The following is a 21,356-nucleotide window of genomic DNA, read 5'->3' as shown; positions in this document are numbered from 1 at the left end:
CAGAGCGGCCATCCAGAAGCGGGCGTCTGGGTCGGATGAAGGTGTTTAGAGGCGAGGCATTGCGGTCGGATCAGGAGCGCCGCTACCTCAGCGCCTTGGGAAAGAGCGGGAAGCGGCTCGATTCACTTCAAGTTGCCCGCTCTGCCGTCACCGGGCCACCGCGATACGCCTCAAAGCCCGCTCAGCCCAGGGCGGCGGCCAGGGCGGCGCGCGCCTCATCGAGCGCCGCCGGCAGGGCGGCGCCGTCGCGGCCGCCGGCCTGGGCCAGGGCCGGGCGGCCGCCACCGCCACCGCCGCAGCGCTTGGCGATGGTGCCGATGAAGGCGCCCGCCTTGGCGCCCGCCTGCACCACCGCCGCGCCGAAGGCGGCCACCAGGATCACCTTGGTGAGGTCGGCGGGATCAGGCAGGCCGCCCAGCACCACCGCGCCCCCCTCACCCAGCTGCTGCTGCAGCTGCTGGGCCGCCCCCTGCAGACCGGCGCCTTCCACGCCATCGAGGCGGGCCACCAGCAGCTGGAAGGAGCCGAGCGGTTCCGCCTGGGCCGCCAGCGCCGCCGCCTTCGCCAGTGCCAGTTCGGCGCGGGCGGCGGCCAGGGCCTTGCCGGTGGCCTTGAGCTCCTCGGCCATAGCGCTCACCCGCTCCACGATTTCAGCGGGCTGGGCTTTGAAGCGGTCGCCCAGTTCACGCACCACCGCCTCGCGTTCGTTCAGGTAGGCCAGCACCGCCGGACCCGCCACCGCCTCGATGCGGCGGATGCCGGCCGCCACGCCGGTTTCGCTGACGATCTTGAACAGGCCGATCTCGGCGGTGTTGGCCACGTGGGTGCCACCGCACAGCTCCATCGACACCCCCGGCACATCCACCACCCGCACCTGGGCGTCGTACTTCTCGCCGAACATCGCCACCGCCCCGGCCGCGCGGGCCCGCTCCAGCTCCATCTCCTGCACCTCCAGCTCGTGGGCATCGGCGATCCAGCCGTTGATCAGTTCCTCGACCCGCTCCAGCTCCTCACGGCTCACGGCGCGGGGGCAGTGGAAGTCGAAGCGCAGGCGATCGAAATCCACCAGCGAACCCGCCTGGGCGATCGCGGGATCCACCAGCTGCTTGAGCGCCGCCTGCAGCAGGTGGGTGGCGGTGTGATGCGCCTGGGCGCGGCGGCGGCAGGCCCGGTCGACCCGGGCGATCACCCGATCACCGAGGCCCAGGCTGCCGCGCTCCACCCGGCCCTGATGCACGAACTGCTTGCGCAGGCGGCTCACCGCCTCCACCCGCACGATCACGCCCGCGTCGCCGGCGCCCTCGCTGCCGAGCACGCCGCCCAGCAGCAGGCCCCGGTCGCCGATCTGGCCGCCGGATTCGCCATAGAAGGGCGTGGCATCCAGCACCACCTGCACCGCCTCGCCCGCCACCGCCCGCTCGGCCGGGCTGCCGTTAACCACCAGCGCCAGCACCTGGCTGGGATGCTCCAGGGCGCCATAACCCTCGAAGCGAGTGTCGGGGAGGTCGGCCGCCGCGGCCGCCACCGCCCCCTGCACGGTGAGGTCCACACTCACGGCCGCTGCCTTGGCCCGCTGCCGCTGGGCCTCCATCGCCGCCTCGAAGCCGTCACGGTCGACCGTGAGCCCGTGCTCCTCGGCAATCTCCTCGGTGAGCTCCAGCGGGAAACCGTAGGTGTCGTAGAGCTCGAAGGCCTGGGCGCCGCTGATGGCGGCAGGGCGGGAGGCCAGCACCTCCGCCAGCAGCTTCTCGCCGCGCTCGAGCGTGTCGAGGAAGCGGGCCTCCTCGCGGCCCAACTCGGCCAGGATCGCATCACGCCGCTCCAGCAGCTGCGGGAAGGCCGGCGCCATCAGCGCGATCGCCGCTTCACCCATGGTGCGCAGGAAGGGCTGATCGATGCCGAGCAGGCGACCGTGGCGCACCACCCGCCGCAGCAGGCGCCGCAGGATGTAGCCGCGGCCCAGGTTCGACGCCGTGACCCCATCGCAGATCAGCTGGGTGATGGCGCGGCTGTGGTCACCGATCACCTTGAGCGAGGTGCGGCCCTTCTCCTCGAGCTGGCTGTAATCGACGCCGGCCAGCGTGGCAGCGGTGTGAATCAGCGGAACGATCAGATCGGTTTCGTAGTTGTTCGGCACGCCCTGCAGGATCTGGGCCATGCGCTCCAGACCCATGCCGGTGTCGATGTTGCGGTTCGCCAGAGGGGTGAGCGTTCCTTCCGCATCGCGGTTGAACTGCATGAACACCAGGTTGTAGAACTCGATGAAGCGGCTGTCGTCCTCCAGATCGATGGCGTCATCGCCGCGTTCGGGGTGGAAGTCGTAGTAGATCTCCGAGCAGGGGCCGCAGGGGCCGGTGGGGCCGGACACCCAGAAGTTGTCGGCTTCATCCATGCGGATGATCCGCTTCGGGTTCACCCCCACGACCTCGCGCCAGATCGCTTCGGCTTCGTCGTCTTCGCGGAACACGCTCACCACCAGGTGGCGGGGATCCAGGCCAAACACCTCGGTGCTCAGCTCCCAGGCCCAGGCAATCGCCTCGGCCTTGAAGTAATCGCCGAAGGAGAAGTTGCCCAGCATCTCGAAGAAGGTGTGGTGCCGCGCCGTGCGACCCACGTTCTCGATGTCGTTGGTGCGGATGCACTTCTGGCTGGTGGTGGCCCGCGCCGCCGGCCGCGGCGCCTGCCCCAGGAACACCGGCTTGAAGGGCAGCATGCCCGCGATCGTGAGCAGCACGGTGGGGTCGTCCGGCACCAGCGAGGCGCTGGGCAGGCGCCGGTGGTCGCGGGCGGCATAGAAGGCCAGGAATGCCTCGCGGATCTCGGCGCCGCTGCGGGGACGCGGCTGGGCCGCCGGGGAGGCGCTGGGAGAAGGTGCGGCAGCCATGGCCCGTCGCGGCGAAACAATGCGAAGCGCCCATCTTCGGCGAGCGCCCCCCTGACCGGATCCGGGGCGGCACCTTACGCTGCGCCCGCCCCGCCGTCGCTGTGCTGCCCGCCTCCGACCAGCCCCAGCCTCCGGCGCAGCCCAGGCCAACGCCACAGCCCCGCGCACGCCTGCGGCTGCAATCGATCAGCTGGGCGCTGCTGGCCGGGGGCGCGGCGGCGGCTCTCGGCCTGGGCGGGGGCCTGGAACCGGCCCTGCGGGCCGGGGGCTGCGGCTTCTTCTACGGCCTGCTGGCCTTTCACCTGCAGCGCGTCGACCCGGATGACGGGCACCTGCAGGCGGGGCTGGTGGGGGCGGTGTGCGGCCTGCTCAGCCTTGGCGCCGCCTTGGATCTGCCCCCGTTCGGGCCGCTGGCGTGGGGCCAGGGCCTGGCGCCGGGGCTGTCGTCGTTGATGATGGCGCTGATCCGTGCCTGGCTGCCCCTCTGGCTGCCTGTCGCGGGCGCTGCCCTGCTGCTGCAAGGTGCCCAGCGTCTGCTGCCCGCACTTCGGCCTTGATCAGGCCCTGACCCCCCGGCCATGAGCCTGCTGCATGCCACCTGGCTGACTTCCGGTATCGCCGCAGGGGCGACGGTGGGCAGTTTCGACCGGCCCGGTCTGCTGATCTGGGCTGACACCTGGCGGGTGGCGGCGCCGGTGACGCCGAAACGCACGCCGGAGCCCCACCCGCTCAGCCTCGACCAGGACGACCTGGGCGCCTGGCTGGAAGAGCACGCGCTCTGGTCTGAGGCCTTCCGCCCCGCCGTGGCCACCCTCACCCTGCCGAGCCGCAGCCAGAACGCCCGCGGCAGCAAGAGCAGCGGCAGCGCCGCCTGGAGTGGCCTGCCGCTGCAGGCCGGTGAGCCGATCCCAAAAGCGCTCAGCTGGTGGCCGTGGCAGGTGGAGGGCCTCTGGCTCAAGCCCGCCGCCGCCGCCGACTGGCTGGGGCAGCTGCCCCTTTCCGGCCATCACCCCGATCTGGCCGATGAACTGCGCTGGTGGAGCCACCTGCAGCGCTGGGCGCTGAGCCTGATCGCCCGCGGCCGCTGGTTGCCCCAGGTGGAACCCAGCGCCGGCGGCGCAGGCGGCCGGGCCCGCTGGGTGCCGCTGCTGAACCGGGAGGAGGATCGCCGCCGGCTGGAAGATCTGGCCGCGCAGCTGCCCCAGGTGGCGGTGGCGGCGCTGGCCCCCTCCGGCAACGGCCCTGGCGGGGGCGGAGGTGCTGGCGGTGGCCTGGGTGCCGGCATGGGCGTCGGGAATGGCGCCGCGCCGCTGGCCTGCTGGCGGCCGGGATCCGGCCGGCTGCGGGTGGTGGCGATCCTCGCCGATCTGCTCGATGGCCAGATGCGCGAGAGCTTCGTGCCGGCCACCGAAGGGCTGGATCCGCTGCTGGCGGCCTGGCAGCGGGCACTCGGCCCCGGCGATGGGCGGCTCGACCTGTCGGCGGAGGACGCGGAACGGCTCGCCACCGCCACCCACCACTGGCGGGAAGCGGTGGCCGGCCGTGTGGCGCCGGCCCACACCTGCCTGGAGCTGGAGATTCCGGCGGAAGGCGACGAGCTCTGGCCGCTGCGCTTCAGCCTGCAGGGGGAAGCCGACCCGAGCCTGAAAATGGCGGCGACAGCGGTGTGGTCGGCCGGAGCCGGCACCGTGCAGCTGGGCGAAATCGCCGTGCAGCAGCCGGGTGAGCTGCTGCTGGAGGGCCTGGGCCGGGCCCTGCAGGTGTTCGAGCCGATCGAGCGCGGCCTCGACACGGCCACACCGGAGCAGATGGCGCTGACGCCTGCCGAAGCCTTCGTGCTGGTGCGCACCGCCGCCGCCCGCCTGCGCGACGTGGGCGTGGGCGTGGTGCTGCCGCCGAGCCTGAGCGGCGGCCTGGCCAGCCGCCTGGGGCTATCGATCACGGCGGATCTGCCGCCCAGTTCGCGCGGTTTCAGCCTGGGCGAATCGCTCGAATGGACTTGGGAGCTGATGATCGGCGGCGTCACCTTGAGCCTGCGCGATCTGGAGCGGCTGGCGGGCAAGCGCAGCCCGCTGGTGCAGCACAAGGGGGCCTGGATCGAACTGCGCCCCGGCGATCTGCGCAACGCCGAGAAGTTCTGCGCCCTCGATCCACCGCTCAGCCTCGACGACGCCCTGCGGGTGACGGGCAACGAAGGGGAAACGCTGCAGCGGCTGCCGGTGCACCGCTTCACGGCGGGGCCACGGCTGCAGGCGGTGCTGGAGCAATACCACCAGCAGAAGGCCCCCGATCCGCTGCCCGCCCCGGAAGGATTCGCCGGCCAGTTGCGCCCCTACCAGGAACGGGGCCTGGGCTGGCTGGCCTTCCTGCACCGCTTCGATCAGGGCGCCTGCCTGGCCGACGACATGGGCCTGGGCAAGACGATCCAGCTGCTGGCCTTCCTGCAGCACCTCAAGGCGGAGCAGGAGCTGAAGCGACCGGTGCTGCTGGTGGCGCCCACCTCCGTGCTCACCAACTGGAAGCGGGAGGCGGCGGCCTTCACGCCCGAACTGGAGGTGCGTGAGCACTACGGGCCGCGCCGCCCCGCCACCGACGCCGCCCTGAAGAAGGCGCTCAAGGGGGTGGATCTGCTGCTCACCAGCTACGGCCTGCTGCAACGCGACAACGAACTGCTGGCGGCGATCGACTGGCAGGGGATGGTGATCGATGAAGCGCAGGCGATCAAGAACCCCAGCTCGAAGCAGAGCCAGTCGGCGCGGGATCTGGCGCGGGCGGGCAAGCAGAGCCGCTTCCGCATCGCCCTCACCGGCACGCCGGTGGAGAACCGGGTGAGCGAGCTGTGGGCGCTGATGGATTTCCTCAACCCGCGCGTGCTGGGCGAGGAGGAATTCTTCCGCCAGCGCTACCGACTGCCGATCGAGCGCTACGGCGACACCGCCTCCCTGCGCGACCTCAAGGCACGCGTGGGGCCGTTCATCCTGCGGCGCCTCAAGACCGACAAATCGATCATCTCCGACCTGCCCGAGAAGGTGGAGCTGAACGAGTGGGTGGGGCTCTCGCCGGAGCAGGTGACGCTCTACCGCAAGACGGTGGACGACAGCCTCGATGCCATCGCCCGGGCGCCGCTGGGCCAGAAGCACGGCCAGGTGCTGGCGCTGCTCACCAAGCTGAAGCAGATCTGCAACCACCCGGCGCTGGCGCTGAAGGAAACCGGCGTGGGCAGCGGCTTCGCCAGCCGCTCCGCCAAGGTGCAACGCCTCGACGAGATCGTGGAGGAGGTGATCGAAGCGGGCGATCGGGCGCTGCTGTTCACCCAGTTCGCCGAATGGGGCCACCTGCTGCAGGTCCACCTGCAGCAGCGCTTCCGCCAGGAGGTGCCCTTCCTGTATGGCAGCAGCAGCAAGAGCGAGCGGCAGGCGATGGTCGACCGCTTCCAGGAGGATCCGCGCGGCCCGCAGCTGTTCCTGCTGTCGTTGAAGGCCGGTGGGGTGGGCCTCAACCTCACGCGCGCCAGCCATGTGTTCCACATCGACCGCTGGTGGAACCCGGCGGTGGAGAACCAGGCCACCGACCGCGCCTACCGCATCGGCCAGACCAACCGGGTAATGGTGCACAAGTTCATCACCAGCGGCTCGGTGGAGGAGAAGATCGACCGCATGATCCGCGAGAAAGCCCGCCTGGCCGAAGACATCATCGGCAGCGGCGAGGAATGGCTCGGCGGGCTCGACCCCGGCCAGCTGCGCGACCTGGTGGCGCTCGACGACTGAGCGGCGCCGTGGCCCGAGCCAGCGGCAGCGGGTACGGTGCAGGCACGGCTGGATCGGGGAGAGGTTGACAGGTGGCGAATGAGACTCCACCGCTGTTCGGCAAGACCCGCTTCCTGGAAGGCCTGATCGACGAGTTCCTCGACAAGATCGCCGAAGGGGTGATCGTGGGGGAGCTGGGCCTCAAGGCCTATCTCTGCGGCAGTGAAGAAGAAACGGTCTGCCTGGAGAGGCTCAACCAGCTCACCGAGATCAAACGGCGTTGCAGTGAACTGCGCCGCACGATCGTGACCATGCTCTACACCGAGATGCTGCTGCCCGATGCCCGCGGCGATGTGCTGCGGCTGCTCGGCAGCCTGTTCGCCCTGCTCGATGACATGGGCGACGACTTTGAGGAGCTGATGATCGTGCAACCCCAGCGGCTGCCGGAATTCGGCACGGATTTCGCCGAACTCACGGCGATGGCGATCCGCGGCGTGCAGGCGGTGCTGGTGGCGGCGCGCACCTTCTTCCGCACCCCGGCGGCGGTGCGCGACCACCTCAACGAGGTGCGGGTGTTCGAGGACGAAACAGACCGACTCGCCTACAAGCTCAAACGCCGGATCGTGGCCGCCGATCTGAGTTTCGAGCAGCGCACGCTGCTGCGGGAAACGGCGGCCATGCTCGATGCCCTGGCCGACAAGGCGGAGAACATCGGCGACGACCTTTCCATCTTCGCGATCAAGCGATCCCTCTGAGCCGCCGCCTTGACCATGGCCCTGATCGTCACGCTCATCTTTCTCTCCAGCGGCCTGTTCCTCGGCTGGTCGATGGGCGCGAACGACGCCTCCAACGCCTTCGGCACCGCGGTGGCCACGCGGATGATCCGCTTCCCCACCGCCGCCTTTCTCTGCAGCACGTTCGTGATCATCGGGGCGGTCACCAGCGGCAGCGGCGCCGCGGAGGGGCTCAGCCAGCTGGGCGCGATCAACGCGCTGCCGGGGGCGTTCACCGCCGCCCTGGCCGCGGCGCTCACGGTGGCCTGGATGAGCGCTGTGGGGCTGCCGGCCTCCACCGGCCAGGCGGTGGTGGGCTCGATCATCGGCTGGAACCTGTTCAGTGGCTCCCCCACCAACCTGGGCACGCTGGGCCGGATCGCGGCCACCTGGGTGGTGTCGCCAGTGCTCGGGGCGATCTTCGCGATGGTGATGTACAAGCTGCTGGTGGCCTGGATCAGCCTCACGCGGCCACACCTGCTCTCGCTCGATCGCAACACCCGCAGCGGCCTGCTGCTGGCGGGGATCTTCGGCTCCTACGCGATCGGCGCCAACGGCATCGGCAATGTGATGGGCTTCTTCGTGGAGGCCTCACCGTTCCGTGATCTCAGCTTCGGGACGTTCGAGGTGTCGTCGGTGGAGCAGCTGTTTCTGATCGGTGCCATCGCCGTGGCGGTGGGTGTGTACACCTATTCCCGCCGCGTGATGATGACCGTGGGCGACAGCCTGCTCACCCTCTCCCCTCTGGCGGCGCTGGTGGTTGTGGTGTCGCATTCGCTGGTGCTGTTTCTGTTTTCCTCCACGGCGCTGGAGAGCCTGCTGGCGAGCTGGGGGCTGCCCACGATTCCGCTGCTGCCGGTGTCGGGCTCGCAGGCGGTGATCGGTTCGGTGCTGGGCATCGGCCTGCTGCAGGGCATGAAGGGGGTGCGCCAGATCCGCTGGGGCGTGCTGGGCGGCATCGCCTCCGGCTGGATCACCACGCCCCTGATCGCGGCGGTGATCGGTTTCGTGCTGCTGTTCGTGGTGCAGAACGTGTTCGGCCAGGAGGTGTACCAGGCGAGCCGGCCGCTGGCGGTGGCAGTGTTGGCGGCAGGTCCCGCTGCACCCTGAATGTCAGCCCCTCCCACCGCATCCGCTCCTGAACAGCTGCAGGCGGCGCTGTTTCAGTTCGCCATCGACGAGCTGGTGCGCCAGCACCGCAGCAGCTTTCCGCCGCTGTGGACCACCGAGAGCTGGGCGAAATTGATGATCTGGCTGGCACTCAGCTGCGGCTGCAGCGGCGACGACGAGGGCCTGCGCCAGTTCGCGGCGGCGCTGGAGCCAACCCTGGCCCGCACCCTGCGGCAGACATTCTTCGAGCGGACATTGGAGGATCTGGAGCTGCGCCTGCTGGCCGATCCGGCCGACAGCCAGGTGGTGGTGCTGCCGCTACACCCCTCGGTGGCGCTGCCGCCCGAACGGGTGGCCGAAGCGCTGGCCCGCGTCGGGCTCAACGAGCTGGTGGCGGGTCCAGCCGGCTGGCAGCAGCTGGAGGGTCTGGTGGCCGTGCCCTGGGCCAGCAAGGTGGCCGAAGCTGCCGGCTCCACCGACGCTGCTCAAGCATGAACCTGATCGGCACCTACCGCAACGCCGGCTACGCGGCTCTCGCCGACGGCATCTGCGCCTTCTACGAACGCCGCGCCGACCTGCAGCGCCGCGGCGTCGCCTTCGGTGAGCCGCAGGGCGGTAGCGATGCTGCCGCTGCCACCGGTGCTGGCGCCACACCTGCCAAGGTGTCGACCGACATCAGCCTGGTGGCGATCGACCGCAGCGATCCGGAGGCCTACGCCCTGGCCGAGGTGATCGTGCGCGGCGTAAACGCCGGGCTGGAGCGTTACCTGCAGGAGCGTCCGCTGCTGCGCCAGTGTGCGCCAGAGCAGGCGCTGTTCGTGCTGCCGATCTTCAACCTGCAGCGCTACGCCCCCGGCGAAGCCTTCCACGCCTGGCACTGCGACTGGACCACCAGCGAGGAGGCCACCGAGCCGATCCGCCGCCTGCTGGCCTGGATCCTCTACTGCAACGACGTCCCCGACGGCGGCACCGAATTCCACTGGCAAGACCACCACGTGGAAGCCGTGAAAGGCACCCTGGCGATCTTCCCGGCAGGCATCTCCCACATCCACCGCGGCCGGGTGAGCCACGAGCACACCAAGACGATCGCCACCGGCTGGATCAACGCTGGCCGGCGGGAGGATTACATCACTCGGCTTGCGGCCAGCTGAGCTGTGAGTATCCGATCAGCCTTGCTGGATGGAACGAACCAAGCAAGGACAAGGCTCAGCCTTCCAAATGGATGAAGGCGGAAGATGCTTATCGGATCCGCAGACTCAGCGTTCTCCCGACCACGAGCGCCAATCTCTATACGTCCAGAATCCCTCAAACCTGTTGCTTGAGGTAGAATGGCCAAAGAGGTGACACATGACTGATCTTCTCGAGAATCACGAAGAAGCCATCGCCGAGCTGTGTCGCAAGTATAGCGTCCAGAAACTATTTGCGTTTGGATCAGCCATTAGGGACGATTTTCGACCAGGCGAAAGCGATGTAGATCTTCTCGTCGAATTTGCCCCAATTGGTGGACACGCTAAATTCCATGCTTATTTTGAGATGCTTGAAGAGCTGCAGAGAGTACTCGGCACCAAGGTAGATCTTGTCATGAGCGGCGCAGTGAGCAATGCAATCATATCTCGCGAGATTGAGAAAACAAAAAGGATGATCTATGCCGCGTGAAACAACGGCCTATCTCCATGACATCATCGATGCGTGCAACTCGATTACATCAATTCTTAGTGGCATCTCGGTTGAAATGTATGGCATACTGCGCGAAAAGAGATCTGCAGTAGAACGCGAGTTCATTGTTATTGGCGAACCAACCTCAATGCTGGCAAAATTCTCACCCGAGAGATTCAATCGCCTATCGGATGGCCGCAAAGCCATTGGACTTCGCAACATCCTCACCCACAACTATGCCTCGGTTGATCACGAGACAATCTATGAAACCGCCCTTCAAGATACTCCTACGATGAGGAGAGAATGTATTGAGATGCTCAAGGAGTCGGAGGATATCCTGAAGAACGGGCTTGAGCGCAGGCCGGAGACAGCCGAATAACGAGTTTCACATCATCCGCCTCCACATGATTCATGTTCGCGTCCACAACTCACTGCGGCCGAGTCATCGCGAAGGTTCCAAGGTTCCATACCGAGCCGATCCGCCGCATGCTGGCCTGGATCCTCTACTGCAACGATGTACCCAACGGCAGCACCGAATTCCACTGGCAGGGGGCACCACAAGGAGGCCGAGCAGGGCGAGCTCACCATCTTTCCGCCGGGCCGTCCCACATCCACCGGGGCCGGGTGAGCCACAGCCACACGAAAACGATCGCCACCGGCTGGATCAACATCGGCAGCCAGGAGGATGACATGGGGCGGCTGGCGTCGTCCCCTGCCCCTGCTCCATCCGCACGATGAAGATCGATCCCGACCTCCGCCGCCGCACCCTGCGGGCCGCCATCGCCCTGCTCGAAACGGCCCATGATCCGGAGCATGTGTTTCCCCATGCGGTGCCCCTGCTGGATGCCCTCGGCAGCTCGGCTCTTGGGGATCTGGGCCGGGCCCAGTTGCTGGAGGATCCCGCCCTCAGCGCCCTCGCCGCTGAGCGGTACTGGGGTCCCTGGCCCTCGGCCCCGGAATTGCGTTCCCTGCCGAACGGCAGCCTCGGCCAGCTCTATCAGGCGCGGTTTGATCGGCTTGGGCTGCATGCGCCACCACCACCGGACACCTCCGGCATGGACGGCCCCGGCGCCTACCTGCAACAGCGGCTGCGCTTCACCCATGACCTCCATCACACCGTGCTGGCCATTCCCGTGGACGTGCCCGGGGAGGCCGCGGGTTCGGCGTACTACGCCTCGGCCCTGCGCCAGCCGGCCTCTGCCGCCGTGTTGACGGCCTGGATCTTCCACGGCCTCGAGGTGCCCGAGGAGAACGAGCGCCTCTGGAATGGCATTCGCTTCGGCCTGGAGGTGGCCCGGCTGGGGCCCACCCTGCTGGCGATGCGCTGGGAAGAAGGCTGGGGGCTGCCGATCGCCGCCTGGCGTCAGCGGCTGGGGCTGGTCGAGCTGCTGGCGGCTACCCCGTTTCCGGAGGAGCTGGCCCTGCTGAGTTGAGTCCCTTTGAGACCATGGGCTGATTGCCCTGTCCCCGCCACGACGGGTCCGCCGAGTCCCTCGCCGACGGCATCTGCGCCTACTTCGAGCGCCGCACCGACCTGCAGCGCCCGCCAAGGTGTCGACCGACATCAGCCTCGTGGTGATCGTGCGTGGCGTGAACGCCGGGCTGGAGCGCTACCTGCACGAGCGTCCGCTGCTACGCCAGTGCGCGCCGGAGCAGGCGCTGTTCGTGCTGCCGATCTTCAACCTGCAGCGCTACGCCCCCGGCGAAGCCTTCCACGCCTGGGCTGCGACTGGACCACCAGCGACGAGGCCACCGAGCCGATCCGCCGCCTGCTGGCCTGGATCCTCTACTGCAACGACGTCCCCGACGGCGGCACCGAATTCCACTGGCAAGACCACCACGTGGAAGCCGTGAAAGGCACCCTGGCGATCTTCCCGGCAGGCATCTCCCACATCCACCGCGGCCGGGTGAGCCACGAGCAAACCAAAACCATCGCCACCGGCTGGATCAACGCTGGCCGGCGGGAGGATTACATCGCTCGGCTTGCGGCTGGCTGAGGGGCTGGACGATTGGACAGACCTCCTACCCACGTGTGAGCTCAACTGTGAGCATCCGATCAGCCAGTTTGGGTGGAGCAAACCAAGCAGGGACATGGCCAAGCACGGCAAATGGACGACGGCGAACAGGTGGTTAACGGATCCGCATAAGATCCCATCACGCATTCGCTTCAAAGAGCAGAACCTTTCCGCCGCAGCTGATTCAAAGATCAAGAGGCAGGAAATGCAAGGGTAGTTATACTGTCAATAATCAACAGCCAGGCGTGGATACCGGACCCGCCCATTCAGCGCCAGGCATCTTACTAATTAACAAATTCATGGCTACCACTCAGGGATCATTTGCCGCAGAATTCTTGGAGAATTATCTGAAGTTTGGACTGGGCTCCATGCCGAGAGCAGACATTGATGCCCTCGTCATGCATCTTCTTGACCGCTATGGGCTCGATGGGTCTCTACCAATGGCAACTCTCAGCAACCAAACAGTAAGCGAGCGTCTCCGTACGCCGGTCGCAAAAGTCAAGAGGCTCCGCTACGAAGCCGCGCTGAAGTTCGGCGGGCGCGTTGAGGATCAAGCCATGGGCCGCCTGCTAGCCGCCCTAGCGGTCGCCACCCTAGAGCCACAAGAAGAAAAGATTTGCTTGGTTATCGAAGATACGCTTGCGAAGAACTGGCTCCAAGGTCAACTGAAGCTTCATCAACAAATATTTGACCACTCCTTCAATACTGAGATCATCAAAGTCTCTGCCTTGGGTCTGTTTGTAGTCCTTGAAGCACTCTTTGACAAGAGGCAACTTGAGAAATTCAAGAAAGGCTACGAGGATTCCAAAAGATCCAAGAATGCGGCAGAGTGTATTCAACTCTTCAAGACATTAGCCAAGAGTTTTGCTGAAGGGGCCGCTAGCGCAGCCGGAGGTGGAGTCATGGCAGTTTTGAAGGTGCATTTGGGGCTGCCGTGATGCCTAACATCAAGATCCAGTGGCCTAGATCAGGTATATCATATGAATGCAAAGCTCCACTGCCCGCCGCTGATCGTGAGCGTTAGGGCTCAATACTTCAGGGATCTCCATGCACGATCAAGATATTCCATTAGCCGTTGTGGCAACACAGGTTGCACCACTGACAAAACCATCCAACTATCCTAAGCCGTTCGCTTCCCGAATGGCGGGTCGAGAGAAGCGTCCCCTCGGCGATTTGTTTGGTCTTTCAAACTTCGGGGTAAACCTGACGAAGCTTTTGCCCGGTGCTGGTTCAGCTTTGCGGCACGCCCATTCCAAGCAAGATGAGTTTATCTACATATTGCGTGGCCATCCCGTGCTAATTACAAATGCCGGAGAAACGCAACTCTCTCCTGGCATGTGTGCGGGGTTCAAAGCAGGCACAGGCAACGCGCACCAGTTGATTAACCGTACAAGTGAAGAAGTACATTACCTTGAGGTTGGCGACCGAAGCGCAGGAGATTCAGCCGTCTACCCTGACGATGACTTACAGGCATTTCTCGTCGACGGAAAATGGCAGTTTGCGCACAAAGACGACTCACCATATTGACGACTGCGTTAATCCGACAACCCGCAATTGGAGCTCACATGCAACACGTTTTAATCATTCATGAGGTCGAGGCTTATCCGGCATGGAAGCTTGTTTTTGACCAAGCAGCAGGCATTAGAAAACGCGCCGGAGAAATCAGCTACCAGTTGCTGCGATACGACAATGACGCAAACAGCATCGTCCACTTTTCTGAGTGGTCATCGCTGGAGAATGCTCGGAGATTCTTCGAATCTCCAGAGTTGGCGGAAATCAGAAAAGAGGCTGGCGTAAAAGCCCCAGACTTTATCTACTTGCAAGAGATAGAGCGTGGTGTGCTATAGCTCTAAAATGGCTCTCGAGAGGGATGCGCCCCTCAACTTTACGTTATCAACAAAGCAAGAACGATAACCGCCTACCTTTAGGCCCCCAAGCCCCTTGCCCCGCGCCGGCGGGCACTTACAGACGAGTTGAATTCGGGTCGCAACAGCGGACCGCACGATTGCGCTGGCGCATCAGCGCAAGCAAAGCATCCCAGCAGCCCATTGGCTGGCCATCCAGCCTCTTCCCTGTGTTCACCACCACCCTCAATATCATTCGCACGAGACCCCTGTTCAAGCTCCGAAATCAGCCAACTCCCCATCTGAGAGTCATCAGCTGCAGCCCAGCTCAAACCCATTCACCCAGCCGCGCGCCACAACCATCGGCAGCAACTCAGCGACATCCACGCGCCCCTGCCCATCCGCCGCCAGCGAGTTCCTGCCTGGCTCCAGCTCGCTGCAGAGTTTGCCAAAGGGCATTCGGGAAGCAAAACCCTGCAACAGGTGCCACGCTCCAGCGCCAGACCGCTCCATGCGCGTTTCCACGCCCTCCCTCCAGATGAGGAGCGTTGCGCCGCCCTGATCCAGATCGATCGGTTCTGACTCCGTCGCTTCCGGCTAATTGGCGGCCCAGATGCGATCCACCGGATAGGCCGACGCCAGCAGCGCACTGGCTTGAGGCAGCTGGAACACCAGGTGCTCCCACTGCTCTGGAGCCACACGGGAGAGGGCCGTCAGGTCAAGGCCGGTCTCATCGGGGGCATTGAGCACCCGGTTCCAGCAGGCGTGAAGGCCCGCAGAAAGGCCGGCAGCTCACCGCCGCAATCCCCCAGATCCGGTGAGCTGGAAGCGTGCTCGTTCACGTAGCGGGCGCCCCCGCAGCCCGCGCCCGCCGGTTGGCTCGCCGTCCTTTGAGAGCATGGACGGATCTCCCTGACCCCAGCTGTGACCGAGGCCTCCGCCGCCCCCAGCCCTGATGGCGCCGCTGCCGCCGAGGCCCTGCCCAAGACCTACGACCCGAGCGGCACGGAAGCCCGCTGGCAGGCGGCCTGGGAGGCGGCGGGCGCCTTTCACCCCGACCCCTACGCCCCCGGCGAGCCGTTTTCGGTGGTGATCCCGCCGCCGAACGTGACCGGCAGCCTGCACATGGGCCACGGCTTCGAGACGGCCCTGATCGACACGGTCGTGCGCTTTCAGCGCCTCCAGGGCAAGAACGTGCTGTGCCTGCCCGGCACCGACCACGCCTCGATCGCGGTGCAGTCGATCCTGGAGAAGCAGATCAAGGCGGAAGGCGGCAGCAAGGACGATTTGGGCCGCGACGCATTCCTTGAGCGCGCCTGGGCCTGGAAGGCCGAGAGCGGCGGCACGATCGTGGGCCAGCTGCGGCGGCTCGGCTATTCGGTGGATTGGCGGCGCGAGCGCTTCACGCTCGATCCCGGCCTCAACAAAGCCGTGGTGGAAGCCTTCGTGAGGCTGCACGAGCAGGGGCTGATCTACCGGGGCGAATACCTGGTGAACTGGTGCCCGGCCTCGGGATCGGCGGTGAGCGATCTGGAGGTGGAGATGAAGGAGCTCGACGGCCACCTCTGGCACTTCCGCTACCCGCTCAACGATGGCGCAGCAGTTGACGCCGCCGGCCTGGATCATCTGGTGGTGGCCACCACCCGTCCCGAAACCCTGCTGGGCGACACCGGCGTGGCCGTGCACCCCACCGACCCCCGCTACGCCGCCCTGGTGGGCCGCACGATCACCCTGCCGCTGGTGGGCCGTCAGATCCCGATCGTGGCTGATGAGCACGTGGATCCGGCCTTCGGCACCGGTTGCGTCAAGGTGACCCCTGCCCACGACCCCAACGACTTCGCGATCGGCGCCCGCCACGGCCTGCCGCTGATCACGGTGATGGCCAAGGACGGCTCGATGAACGCCGCCGCCGGCCGCTTCGCCGGGCTGGATCGCTTCGAGGCGCGCGCGGCGGTGGTGGCGGCGATGGAGGCGGAAGGGTTCCTGGTGAAGGTGGAGCCGCACCGCCACAGCGTGCCCTTCTCCGACCGGGGCAAGGTGCCGGTGGAGCCGCTGCTCTCCACCCAGTGGTTTGCGCGGGCCGAGCCGCTGGCCGCCCGCTGCCGCGCAGCGCTCGATCAGGGCGAACCCCGCTTCGTGCCGCAGCGCTGGGAGAAGGTCTACCGCGACTGGCTCACCGACATCCGCGACTGGTGCATCAGCCGCCAGCTCTGGTGGGGCCACCGCATTCCCGCCTGGTTCGTGGTGAGTGAAACCGGCGGCGTGATCAGCGACGCCACCCCGTATGTGGTGGCCCGCGACGCCGAGGAGGCCTTGGCCAAGGCGGAAGCGCAGTTCGGCGCCGCCAGCCAGGCGGCGGGCCGCGCGCTGCAGCTGGAGCAAGACCCCGACGTTCTCGACACCTGGTTCTCCAGCGGCCTCTGGCCCTTCTCCACCCTGGGCTGGCCCGATGCGAACGCCGCCGATCTGGCCACCTGGTATCCCACCAGCGTGCTGGTGACCGGCTTCGACATCATCTTTTTCTGGGTGGCGCGCATGACGATGCTGGCCGGCGCCTTCCTGCAGGACGACGGCGTGCCGGTGGGCGGCCGCGACACCTGGATCCCCTTCCGCGACGTGATGATTCACGGCCTGGTGCGGGATGAGAACAACCGCAAGATGAGCAAGAGCGCCGGCAACGGCATCGATCCGCTGCCGCTGATCGAGCGCTACGGCGCCGATGCCCTGCGCTTCGCCCTGGTGCGCGAAGTGGCCGGCGCCGGCCAGGACATCCGCCTCGACTACGACCGCGCCAGCGGCAACTCGGCCACGGTGGAAGGGGCGCGCAACTTCGCCAACAAGCTCTGGAACGCCACCCGCTTCGCCCTGATCAACCTGGGCGGCGAAACGCCCGCCAGCCTGGGGGAACCCGATCCGGCCGCGTTGACCCTGGCCGACCGCTGGATCCTGTCGCGGCTGGCGCGGGTGAACGGCGAAACGGCAGAGCGCTACGGCAGCTACGCCCTGGGCGAGGCCGCCAAGGGCCTCTACGAGTTCGCCTGGAACGAGGTGTGCGACTGGACGATCGAGCTGCTCAAGCGGCGGCTCAACCCCCGCCCCGCCGTTGAGGGCGAGCCGCTCAGCGCTGAGGTGCTGGCGGATCAGCGCGTGGCCCGCCAGGTGCTGGCCAAGGTGCTGAACGAGCTGCTGGTGCTGCTGCACCCACTCATGCCGCACCTGAGCGAGGAGCTCTGGCACGGGCTCACCGGCGCCCCTGAGGGCACCTTCCTGGCGCTGCAGGCCTGGCCGGCGCTGGACGCCGCCGCTCTCGACGCCGCCCTGGAAGCCCAGTTCGCCGAGCTGATCGAAGCGATCCGGGTGGTGCGCAACCTGCGCGCCGTGGCCGGGCTCAAGCCCTCACAGGCCGCGCCTGTGGTGTTCCTCACCGGCCGGCCTGAGCTGGCCGCCGTGCTGCGCGCCGGCAGCGGCGACATCACCGCCCTCACCCGGGCGGCCTCGGTGGAGGTGCGCGAAACCAGCACCAGCGCCCGCTGCCTGGCGGCAGTGAGCGGCGAGCTGCAGGTGCTGCTGCCGATCGAGGGCCTGGTGGATCTCGACGCCCTGCGCGGCCGGCTGGAGAAAGACATCGCCAAGGCCGAGAAGGAGATCAAGGGCCTGGCCGGCCGCCTGGCCAACCCCAACTTCGCGGGCAAGGCGCCGCCGGAGGTGGTGGCCGAATGCCAGGCCAACCTGGCCGAAGCCGAAGCCCAGGCGGCCCTGGCCCGGCAGCGACTGGCGGATCTTGGCGCCTGATGCACGTGCTAATGCCCTCATAAGCCGTCGTTAAAGAGCTGGGGCCGTGGCTGGCTGAGGGTTCTAGGGATCTCCTTGTCGATCACGTTCGTGTCTACCGCCGCGACCCGGTCCGAGTTCCCCTTCCTGGAGGATTCCGACTACTCCCAGCGCTCCTCCAGCCCGGAGCTTCCCTCCCTGACGCCATTCCCGACGCAGGAGGAGCCCAAGGTTCCCGCCGAGTCCCCGGCAGGGTTCGCCTCCTCCCGGCAGCCCCGCTTCAACGATGTGCAGGATGACGTCGGCGATGACGATCGCCTCAGCAGTAGCAGCAGTAGCAGCAGTAGCAGCAGCAGTAGTCGTGGTCGTGACGGCGAGCGTGGCGGGCGCGGCAGGCCCCCGGCACCGGCCGATCCCCTTCTGGCCAGCATCAACCTTTCGCCGACGCCTCCGGCCCCAGGCGCCGCACCAACTGAGCAGTTCCAGACCGAAATCTCCGCCTACGTGAGGCTGGGCGGCAAGCTCTTCCTGCTCTCCTCCGGTGGCGGCAGCACCCTGCAGGTCACCGATGCCAGCAACCCCCAGGCACCGGGCTTGCTCCAGCGGGTGTCCCTCGGCGCTTACATCAGCCAGTCGGTGGCGACCTACGACGACCTCGTGGCAGTCGCCCTCTCCCCCAACGACTACGCCACCAGTGCCGGCAAGGGGCTTGTGCGCTTCTACCGGATCGACAGATCCGGCAACCTCACCCTGGTGAAGGACGTGGAGGTGGGCTACCTGCCCGATGGCATCGCCTTCAGCAAGGACGGCAAGAAGCTGGTGATCGCCAACGAGGGTGAGCCGATCGCGAACTACGCGATTGACCGCCCCGGCAGCATCGGCATCATTGACATCAAGGGCAGGCCCGGCAAGGAGACCTTCAGCTACACGGACCTGAGCTTCGCCGGGTTGACCCTGCCCAGCGGGATCCGCATCTCCGGCCCAGCCGGCACCACCCAGGCCACCGACATCGAGCCCGAGTACGTCTCGATCCTGGGGAACACCGCCTACGTGACCCTGCAGGAGAACAACGGCGTCGCCAAGGTCAACCTCAGGACCAACACGATCGAGGCGATCTTCGCCCTCGGCAGCGTCGACTTCAGCACCCAGCTCGTTGACATCAGCGATCGGGACGGTCCCCCTCCCGCTGGCAGCAGCACCGGAACGCCCCTGATCAACCCCGTTCTCGGCAACACCGTGGTGGGCTTGAGGATGGCGGACGGCATCGCCGCCTTCAGCACCAGGGGCAAGGATTACTTCATCACCGCCAATGAGGGAGACGGCCGCGAGTACGGCACCGCCGGAACCCCGGGCTTCTACCTCGATGAAACCCGGCGCCTGGGTCGACTCAAGACTCTCAGTGAAGACACCACCGCTCCCTTCACCGCCTTCGGCAGCCGCAGCGTCAGCATCTTCGATGCCACCACCGGTGCCCTCGTCTGGGACAGCGGCAACACCCTGCAGACCATCGCCATCGCCGCCGGCGTCTACGACGACACCCGCAGCGACGACAAGGGCGTCGAGCCCGAAGGTGTCGTGGTCACGAAGCTGAACGGCCGCACCTACGCGATCGTCAGTGCCGAACGCGCCACCAGCAGCCTGCTGGCGGTGTTCGACATCACCGACCCAGCCCAGGCCAGCTTCGTCACCAGCAGAGTGCTGGCCGGCAGCGTGTCCCCCGAGGGCCTGCTCGTGATCGACGCGAAGGACAGCCCCACCAAGCGGGACCTGCTGGTGGTCTCCAACGAGGTGTCCAACACCTTGAACATCCTCGATCTCGGGGCCCTGATCGCCGCGCCCCCGGTGGCCGGCGCCGGCAGCTTCACCTCCACCATGCTCAAGGATGTGGCCGGTGGGGCGGAGCTGACGATCTCCAGCCTGATCACCAACGGCGAGTTCACCAACGGCACCGCGCCGGGCAGCAGCGTCTATGTGCCGCCGGGCATCTTCGATGGACAGGGCGCCTACAGCAATGGCGATGGCACCTACACCCTGCTCGTCAACCACGAACTCAGCGCCAGCGCGGGCTACGCCTACACCGTCGAAGGCCTGAACTCCTCCGTCACCGGTGCCCGCATCAGCCGCTTCATCGTTGACATTGATGCCGACGACAATGCCGCCAACGGCTTCCAGTCACGGATCCTCAGCGGTGGCCTCGCCTATGACAAGGTGATCGGCACCGATACCAACGGCTTCGATCGCTTCTGCTCCGCCAACCTGGTGGAGGCCAACAGCTTCGGCGCCGGCCGTGGTTTCGCTGATCGGATCTTCCTCACCGGTGAGGAGGTGTTCGGCGGTGGCGGCGGCGCCTTCTACGCCCTCGATACGGCCAGCAACGACCTCATTCAGGTGAATGCCTTCGGCAAGGGCACCTGGGAATCCGCCACCTTGATCGACACCGGCAACGCCAACACGGTCGCCGTGCTGCTCCTCGATGACGCCAAGGCTCCCCTGCGACTCTGGGTCGGCGAGAAGACGGCCGGCGGCTACCTGGAGCGCAACGGCCTGGCGGAAGCCAACGGCGCCCTCTACACCTTCGTGCCCACGGGCCTGGCGGAATCCGGTGTGGACGCCACCGCCGGTCCTGATTCGGATGACCTCAAGGCCCTGGCCCTTGGGGCTCCCCTGGCCGGCCGCTGGGTCAAGATCGAGAAGCCGGCGGGTAAGGCCAGCTACGCCGACCTCACCGATGCCGAGATCCGCACCCTGGCCACCGACCTCGGGGCCCTGCAGCTCAGCCGCATCGAGGACGGGGAGGTCAACCCCCTCAACGGACAGCAGGTGGCCTTCGTCTCCACGGGCACGAAGGACTTCAGCAGCGGCGACCTGTACGGCAACGTCTACACCCTGAGCTTCGCCGATGCCTTCAACGCCGATGGCCGCCTGGCCAGCAGCGGTTCCAGCAGCCTGCGGGTGATCTATGACGCCGATCGCCTCGCTGACCCCACAACGGGCCTGCGTAACCCCGACAACCTCACCTGGAGCGCCGATGGCTCCCTCTATGTGCAGGAGGACCGGGCCAACGGCGGTGGACTCGACATCGCTAACGGCAACTTCGGCACCCAGGAGGCCTCGATCTGGAAGCTGAACCCCAGCGGGCCTGTCGATCCGGTCACGGGCGTGCCCTCGGAGCGGTGGGCCCAGATCGACCGCACCGCCGTCCCCACGGCCTACGGCCAGAGCCAACCCGGTGTGGTCACAGACCCCAGCAGCAGCGGTGTCGGCAACTGGGAATCCTCGGGGATCATCGATGCCTCGTCGATCTACGGCGCCGCACCCGGCAGTGTCTTCCTGGCCAACGTCCAGGCCCACAGCCTGGGCGGAGGCAACATCAACGGTTCCGGCTACCTGGTGGAAGGGGGCCAGATCGATCTGATCGTCCAGACCGCTCCGGTGATCTGATCCCATCGGCCCGTCGCGAGCCCAGCCCTCGGCCCCTCCTGTGAGGGGCCTTTTTTTTCAGGGGCCCAAAGCGGGCCACCACAGCCCGCCGACTATCCAGTTCGCGGCCACTGGGG

The 21,356-nt window shown here is 66.7% G+C and carries 17 protein-coding genes and 2 pseudogenes; 16 read left to right on the top strand and 3 right to left on the bottom strand.

Going from position 1 to position 21,356, the window contains the following annotated elements:
- Nucleotides 1-181: 181 nt before the first annotated feature.
- Nucleotides 182-2,884, bottom strand: a complete 2,703-nt coding sequence (gene alaS, locus ACXMDP_RS02900) for an alanine--tRNA ligase (RefSeq protein ID WP_457767064.1) — start codon at nt 2,882-2,884, stop codon at nt 182-184.
- A 104-nt stretch (nt 2,885-2,988) separates the two neighbouring features.
- Here alaS and ACXMDP_RS02895 point away from each other — a divergent pair, with 104 nt between their 5' ends.
- From ACXMDP_RS02895 to ACXMDP_RS02830, 14 genes and pseudogenes are all read left to right on the top strand, one after another.
- Nucleotides 2,989-3,441, top strand: coding sequence for a hypothetical protein (locus ACXMDP_RS02895; RefSeq protein WP_399232457.1), 453 nt, complete (start codon nt 2,989-2,991; stop codon nt 3,439-3,441).
- Nucleotides 3,442-3,462: 21 nt separating this feature from the next.
- Entirely contained in the window at nt 3,463-6,651 is a 3,189-nt protein-coding gene (locus tag ACXMDP_RS02890) for a DEAD/DEAH box helicase (protein ID WP_259728682.1), read from the top strand.
- A 71-nt stretch (nt 6,652-6,722) separates the two neighbouring features.
- Nucleotides 6,723-7,385, top strand: a complete 663-nt coding sequence (locus tag ACXMDP_RS02885) for a DUF47 domain-containing protein (protein WP_259728681.1) — start codon at nt 6,723-6,725, stop codon at nt 7,383-7,385.
- 15 nt (nt 7,386-7,400) lie between these two features.
- Nucleotides 7,401-8,513, top strand: coding sequence for an inorganic phosphate transporter (locus ACXMDP_RS02880; RefSeq protein ID WP_259728685.1), 1,113 nt, complete (start codon nt 7,401-7,403; stop codon nt 8,511-8,513).
- Nucleotides 8,514-9,008, top strand: coding sequence for a protein phosphatase (locus ACXMDP_RS02875; protein ID WP_259728680.1), 495 nt, complete (start codon nt 8,514-8,516; stop codon nt 9,006-9,008).
- Nucleotides 9,005-9,664 carry a 2OG-Fe(II) oxygenase gene (locus ACXMDP_RS02870; RefSeq protein WP_457767063.1) on the top strand — a complete coding sequence of 220 codons (660 nt, stop codon included), beginning with the start codon at nt 9,005-9,007 and terminating at the stop codon, nt 9,662-9,664. The genes ACXMDP_RS02875 and ACXMDP_RS02870 overlap by 4 nt, the downstream gene beginning before the upstream one ends.
- 196 nt (nt 9,665-9,860) lie before the next feature.
- On the top strand, nt 9,861-10,169 hold the full coding sequence (locus tag ACXMDP_RS02865) for a nucleotidyltransferase family protein (RefSeq protein ID WP_457767062.1): 309 nt from the start codon (nt 9,861-9,863) through the stop codon (nt 10,167-10,169).
- A complete protein-coding gene (locus tag ACXMDP_RS02860) occupies nt 10,159-10,548 on the top strand; it encodes a HepT-like ribonuclease domain-containing protein (RefSeq protein ID WP_457767061.1) in 390 nt (129 codons plus the stop codon). The genes ACXMDP_RS02865 and ACXMDP_RS02860 overlap by 11 nt, the downstream gene beginning before the upstream one ends.
- A gap of 89 nt (nt 10,549-10,637) precedes the next feature.
- Nucleotides 10,638-10,907 (top strand): annotated as a pseudogene (locus ACXMDP_RS02855) (2OG-Fe(II) oxygenase); the annotation flags it as partial.
- Complete coding sequence (locus ACXMDP_RS02850) at nt 10,904-11,602, top strand: Coq4 family protein (protein WP_457767060.1); 699 nt, start codon at nt 10,904-10,906, stop codon at nt 11,600-11,602. The pseudogene ACXMDP_RS02855 and the gene ACXMDP_RS02850, both read left to right, overlap by 4 nt.
- Before the next feature lie 23 nt (nt 11,603-11,625).
- Nucleotides 11,626-12,166, top strand: a pseudogene (locus tag ACXMDP_RS02845) (2OG-Fe(II) oxygenase).
- Nucleotides 12,167-12,429: 263 nt separating this feature from the next.
- Nucleotides 12,430-13,122 carry a hypothetical protein gene (locus tag ACXMDP_RS02840; RefSeq protein WP_259730146.1) on the top strand — a complete coding sequence of 231 codons (693 nt, stop codon included), beginning with the start codon at nt 12,430-12,432 and terminating at the stop codon, nt 13,120-13,122.
- Nucleotides 13,123-13,231: 109 nt separating this feature from the next.
- The gene (locus tag ACXMDP_RS02835) at nt 13,232-13,711 is read left to right on the top strand and encodes a cupin domain-containing protein (protein WP_259730145.1); all 480 of its coding nucleotides are present in this window, start codon (nt 13,232-13,234) and stop codon (nt 13,709-13,711) included.
- Nucleotides 13,712-13,749: 38 nt separating this feature from the next.
- Entirely contained in the window at nt 13,750-14,031 is a 282-nt protein-coding gene (locus tag ACXMDP_RS02830; protein WP_259730144.1) for an antibiotic biosynthesis monooxygenase, read from the top strand.
- A gap of 309 nt (nt 14,032-14,340) precedes the next feature.
- On the opposite strand, the gene ACXMDP_RS02825 is transcribed toward ACXMDP_RS02830, so the two are convergent.
- Entirely contained in the window at nt 14,341-14,487 is a 147-nt protein-coding gene (locus tag ACXMDP_RS02825; RefSeq protein WP_259730143.1) for a hypothetical protein, read from the bottom strand.
- Between the two features lie 138 nt (nt 14,488-14,625).
- Nucleotides 14,626-14,778 (bottom strand): hypothetical protein, encoded by a 153-nt coding sequence (locus ACXMDP_RS02820; RefSeq protein WP_259730142.1) that lies wholly within the window; start codon nt 14,776-14,778, stop codon nt 14,626-14,628.
- A gap of 174 nt (nt 14,779-14,952) precedes the next feature.
- Between ACXMDP_RS02820 and ACXMDP_RS02815 the strand changes: the two genes are divergently transcribed.
- Both ACXMDP_RS02815 and ACXMDP_RS02810 read left to right on the top strand, forming a co-directional pair.
- Nucleotides 14,953-17,820, top strand: a complete 2,868-nt coding sequence (locus tag ACXMDP_RS02815; RefSeq protein WP_259730141.1) for a valine--tRNA ligase — start codon at nt 14,953-14,955, stop codon at nt 17,818-17,820.
- 75 nt (nt 17,821-17,895) lie between these two features.
- Nucleotides 17,896-21,240, top strand: coding sequence for a choice-of-anchor I family protein (locus tag ACXMDP_RS02810; RefSeq protein ID WP_457767059.1), 3,345 nt, complete (start codon nt 17,896-17,898; stop codon nt 21,238-21,240).
- Nucleotides 21,241-21,356: the final 116 nt, after the last annotated feature.

It is taken from the genome of Cyanobium sp. ULC065, assembly GCF_977927515.1.
The sequence above is the reverse complement of the archived record's forward strand: the minus strand, read 5'-3'. Positions and strand labels throughout refer to the sequence as shown.

What these genes read in the sequence shown, in the direction of transcription:
- alaS (WP_457767064.1), bottom strand. Translation starts at nt 2,884, where the DNA reads ATGGCTGCCGCACCTTCTCCCAGCGCCTCCCCGGCGGCCCAGCCGCGT.
- ACXMDP_RS02890 (WP_259728682.1), top strand. Translation starts at nt 3,463, where the DNA reads ATGAGCCTGCTGCATGCCACCTGGCTGACTTCCGGTATCGCCGCAGGG.
- ACXMDP_RS02880 (WP_259728685.1), top strand. Translation starts at nt 7,401, where the DNA reads ATGGCCCTGATCGTCACGCTCATCTTTCTCTCCAGCGGCCTGTTCCTC.
- ACXMDP_RS02875 (WP_259728680.1), top strand. Translation starts at nt 8,514, where the DNA reads ATGTCAGCCCCTCCCACCGCATCCGCTCCTGAACAGCTGCAGGCGGCG.
- ACXMDP_RS02870 (WP_457767063.1), top strand. Translation starts at nt 9,005, where the DNA reads ATGAACCTGATCGGCACCTACCGCAACGCCGGCTACGCGGCTCTCGCC.
- ACXMDP_RS02865 (WP_457767062.1), top strand. Translation starts at nt 9,861, where the DNA reads ATGACTGATCTTCTCGAGAATCACGAAGAAGCCATCGCCGAGCTGTGT.
- ACXMDP_RS02860 (WP_457767061.1), top strand. Translation starts at nt 10,159, where the DNA reads ATGCCGCGTGAAACAACGGCCTATCTCCATGACATCATCGATGCGTGC.
- ACXMDP_RS02850 (WP_457767060.1), top strand. Translation starts at nt 10,904, where the DNA reads ATGAAGATCGATCCCGACCTCCGCCGCCGCACCCTGCGGGCCGCCATC.
- ACXMDP_RS02835 (WP_259730145.1), top strand. Translation starts at nt 13,232, where the DNA reads ATGCACGATCAAGATATTCCATTAGCCGTTGTGGCAACACAGGTTGCA.
- ACXMDP_RS02830 (WP_259730144.1), top strand. Translation starts at nt 13,750, where the DNA reads ATGCAACACGTTTTAATCATTCATGAGGTCGAGGCTTATCCGGCATGG.
- ACXMDP_RS02825 (WP_259730143.1), bottom strand. Translation starts at nt 14,487, where the DNA reads ATGCCCTTTGGCAAACTCTGCAGCGAGCTGGAGCCAGGCAGGAACTCG.